Genomic DNA, 616 nt, shown 5'->3' with positions numbered 1-616 from the left:
CCCGTTTGGGGTTCTCGGTATCGTCATGGTTCCGCCTCCGGTAAATCTCAACAGGTCGTCCAAATTGTCCCGGCGTACCTGTATTGCGTCAACTTCTAACAACGTGCGGCAATATCGGGTTCCCGCCGTGGCGTCCGGCTCAACTAACCGGGTGCGGATTTGTTCCGGGTATTCCGTCGGGTCGTACTCGACGTTGAAAACAACGGCGGCGTCTAACGTGTGGGTAACTAACAAGCGTTTTCCCAATCGTCCGGCGACTGCCTGTTTTAGTGCTTCAATTGCGTTTCCCTGTATCTCGGTTGTGTCAACCGTGATTTCGTAACGGTCGGGTTTTTCCTCGACCTCCGGTTGGCTTTTGGCAATATCGCCAATCATAACCAACAATTCCGCATCAAACGGGTTTAACTTACTTTCTGTCATCGCTCTAATTTTTTATTCGTTCTTACTGTTTTCGGATATACCAACCGCCAAAATATCGTTTTTCGGTCGGTTCTGTTGTACTTATCGCATTGCAAGTGCGCCCCGTTGCAAACGTCCCGGTCTATCTTGCAACGGACGCACCGTTGGCAAAACAGGGTTCCGGGGTCGTCTGCTAACCTTTGGGCGGCTTTCGTCC

The 616-nt window shown here is 51.3% G+C and carries 1 protein-coding gene; it reads right to left on the bottom strand.

What is annotated here, in order from left to right; translation table 11 throughout:
* A partial coding sequence (locus ACFFUV_RS23615; RefSeq protein WP_390198428.1) for a hypothetical protein occupies window positions 1-420 on the bottom strand: 420 nt, incomplete at its 3' end.
* Window positions 421-616: the final 196 nt, after the last annotated feature.

The organism is Vibrio olivae, assembly GCF_042428525.1.
GTDB lineage: Bacteria > Pseudomonadota > Gammaproteobacteria > Enterobacterales > Vibrionaceae > Vibrio > Vibrio olivae.
The sequence above is the reverse complement of the archived record's forward strand: the minus strand, read 5'-3'. Positions and strand labels throughout refer to the sequence as shown.